This is a genomic window from Mesorhizobium sp. M2C.T.Ca.TU.002.02.1.1, assembly GCF_003997225.1.
On the sequence record NZ_RZTO01000675.1, the window covers coordinates 1 to 3,438 of the forward strand.

The following is a 3,438-nucleotide window of genomic DNA, read 5'->3' on the forward strand; positions in this document are numbered from 1 at the left end:
GTGCCGGACTGGCCGAAATGCTCGACGCCGAGGCTGCGGGTACGATGGCCGTAGACCGAACCGAGCCAGCCCAATCCGGCGGGATGGCCGTCCGCCACCGTAACGATGGCGCAATGCGGCGGCAGGACATCGAACAGACGTTCGACATGGCTCCTGGCGTGTACCAGCCCCCTCTCGCGCGCCCGGCTCGCCGCCGTCCAGCCGGCGTTCAGCCGATCGGCCGAGGTGACGGCCAACAGACCGACGTCGCGCCGGTCCTCGGCCATCATCCCCACCGCCTCGATCGCCTCGGGCGCGACCGCGCCGGTATAGGCGACGATCACCTCGCAATTCGGGCCGGGCGGCCTCAACCAGTACGCGCCGTCGATGATCTGCTGCTCGCGTTCCGGCGTCATGCCGCGGGCGACCTGCTCGATCGGCCGGGTCGAAAGCCGCAGGTAGACGGAGCCGCCGGTCTCCTCGCGCAGCCAGGTGCGCTCCGACTGCACCGCCTCGCCGTCGCGCTGCATGTAGTCGAAGGCGAAGCGCATGATCACCGCCAGCTCGTCGACGAAAGCCGGTTCGTAGGCCGCCAGCCCGTCTTGCGCCATGCCAATCAGCTGCGTTGCGATGGACTGATGCGCGCCCCCTTCAGGTGCCAGCGTAATGCCGGAGGGCGTCGCGACCAGCAGGAAGCGGGCATCCTGGTAGCAGGCATAATTCAGGGCATCGAGCCCGCGCTGGATGAATGGATCGTAGAGCGTGCCAACCGGCAGCAGACGCCGGCCGAACAGCGAATGCGAAAGGCCCAGCGCCGAGAGCAGGATGAAGAGGTTGTTCTCTGCGATGCCTAGTTCCATGTGCTGTCCGCTCGTGCCGAATTCCCATTTCTGCGCCGAGGCGATGCGCTCGCTGCGGAAGGTGTCGGCGAGCGATTCCTTTGCGAACAGGCCACGGCGATTGACCCACGGGCCGAGATTGGTCGAGACGGTGACGTCCGGCGATGCCGTGACGATCGCGTCGGCCAGCGGGCCGCCAATGCGCGCCACCTCGTCGAGGATGCGGCCGAAGCCGGCCTGCGTCGACATCGTGCCCCTGGTCTCGATCGCCAGCCGTTCGGGAACGGGCACACGCTGCGCATGGTGGCGCCGAGAACCTCCGGCGTTGAACGGCACCGCGGCGAGAAAACGCCTCAGGTCGGCGCTCTTTGCGCTCAAGCCTTCGAACGGTTCCCATTCGCGCCCCTCGGCGATCCCCATCGAGGCCCGCAGCGAAGCCATCTGGTCACGCGTCATCAGACCGGCATGATTGTCCTTATGTCCGGCGAGCGGCAGGCCGAAACCCTTGATCGTATAGGCAATGAAGCATGTCGGCCGGTCGTGCCGGCGCGCCGCTTCGAACGCTGCCAGAAGGGACGGCAGGTCGTGACCGCCGAGATTGGTCATCAGCGCCGCCAACTCGTCGTCCGAACGCCGCGCCAGCAGCGGCGCTGCCGCGTCGCAGAGGTCGGCCTCGAGCCGCTTGCGCCAGGCCGCCCCGCCCTGGAAGGTCAGCGCCGAATAGAGCGGGTTGGGGCAGGCATCGATCCATGCCCGCAGCGCCTCGCCACCGGGCTCGGCAAAGGCCGCCTGCTGCAGCGAACCATGTTTCAGGATCACCACCTCCCAGCCGAAATTGCGGAAAATGCTCTCGAACCGCTCCCACAGGCCCTCACGCACGACGGCGTCGAGGCTCTGTCGGTTGTAGTCGACGATCCACCAGCAATTCCGTAGGCCGTGTTTCCAACCCTCGAGCAGCGCCTCGAAGATGTTGCCCTCGTCCATCTCCGCATCGCCGACCAGCGCGACCATCTTTCCCTCGGCGAGGTTCTGGTCGCGCGCATTGAGGTAGTCCTGAACTAGCGAGGCGAATAGCGTCTGGGCCACCCCAAGCCCCACCGAGCCGGTGGAAAAATCGACATCGTCGCCGTCCTTGGTGCGCGACGGATAGCTCTGGGCACCGCCGAGCGCGCGGAAATCCTGAAGCTTCTCCAGGCTCTGGTTGCCGAGCAGGTACTGGATGGCATGGAAGACCGGCGAGGCGTGCGGCTTGACGGCTACCCGGTCCTGAGGCCGCAGCGTCGAGAAATAGAGCGCTGTCATGATGGTTGCGAGCGAGGCCGACGAGGCCTGATGCCCGCCGACCTTCAGCCCGTCGGCATTGTCGCGCAGATGATTGGCATTGTGGATCGTCCAGGCTGCGAGCCAGAGGATCTTTCTTTCCAGCGCTGCCAGTATCGTCAGTTCGGCTTGGTCCATGAACACTCTCCCATCAGCCTAACCTATTGCAGGTCCCCTGGCGGGCGCAGCCAAACTTGCATATGGAAACGATATTATTTAGGGGATGTTGGTCGATTTCGACCAAGAATTGGTGGATCATGCCAAGATTGGAATTGGACCACATCGATCGCCGCATCATCGCCGAGCTGCAGTCGGACGGGCGGATGACGGCGCAGGAGCTCGCCGTCCGCGTTGGCCTGTCTCCCTCTCCGTGCGCCCGCCGGGTCCGGCTGCTGGAGGAGCGCGGTGTCATCACGGGATACACCGCGGTCATCGACCAGGATCAGGTCGACTTGCCGATTTCGGTCTTCGCCTCGATCAAGCTGGAACGCCAGCGCGAGGAGGAGCTCGAACGCTTCAACGCCGCCATTTCCCGCTGGCCGGAAGTCGTCGACTGCTATCTGATGACCGGACAGCGCGATTATCTGCTGCGCATCGTGGTGCGCGACCTGCATGCCTATGATCGCTTCCTGAAGGAAAAGTTGACCCGCCTTGACGGCGTCGCATCGATCGAATCGAGCTTTGCGCTCTCGCAGATCAAGAGATCGAACCAACTGCCGATATGAGGTATCCGCCCCCGGGGGCGTCAGGCCGGTATCAATCCTGCAAATTGGACCATCAACCGCCCGCGGGCCATCCATGACGGTGCCTATCACCCGGCCGTTTTCGATGAACAGCGCGCAGCGCTCTTCCCCGTCTTCGCTTCAAGCGGCGACGGCAACGGCGGCAGTTTTCATTTTCCCTCTCGCTATTTGACTGGCTTGAGCGAATGCCGGCCCGTGACTGAAACTTATGCCGCGGCTCGGGCAGGCCCGGCCGGAAACACGCCCGACATGACGATGAAGCCCTTGATGCGCTTCACGCGATCGCACCAGCGGCGGATCGCCGGATAGTCCTGGCGCGAAATACCGCCTTCCTCCGACAGCATGATGTAGGGGAAGCAGGCAATGTCGGCGATCGTCGGATGGGCGGCCGAGCAGATCCACTGGCGGCCCTCCTGCTCGGCGAACCAGAGATGTTCGTCGAGGATGCGGAACAGCCGATGCGCGCCGGCACGCGCGGCATCGATGTCGAAATCATAGAACAGCGCATCGTGCAGGCGGGCGGCCGAGGCGGGTCCGGGGGGGGCGGCGGGGAAAGG

At 64.9% G+C, this 3,438-nt stretch carries 3 protein-coding genes; 1 reads left to right on the forward strand and 2 read right to left on the reverse strand.

The features are described 5' to 3' along the window. Window positions 1-2,276, reverse strand: a 2,276-nt coding sequence (locus EOD07_RS27305; RefSeq protein WP_127237608.1) for a transketolase, incomplete at its 3' end; no start/stop codon positions are given. A 119-nt stretch (window positions 2,277-2,395) separates the two neighbouring features. Here EOD07_RS27305 and EOD07_RS27310 point away from each other — a divergent pair. Beyond that, window positions 2,396-2,863 (forward strand): Lrp/AsnC family transcriptional regulator, encoded by a 468-nt coding sequence (locus tag EOD07_RS27310; protein WP_127237609.1) that lies wholly within the window; start codon window positions 2,396-2,398, stop codon window positions 2,861-2,863. Between the two features lie 224 nt (window positions 2,864-3,087). Here the strand turns inward: EOD07_RS27310 and EOD07_RS27315 are convergent. Beyond that, the coding region (locus tag EOD07_RS27315) for a glutathione S-transferase C-terminal domain-containing protein (RefSeq protein WP_348627785.1) at window positions 3,088-3,438 on the reverse strand (351 nt) is incomplete at its 5' end.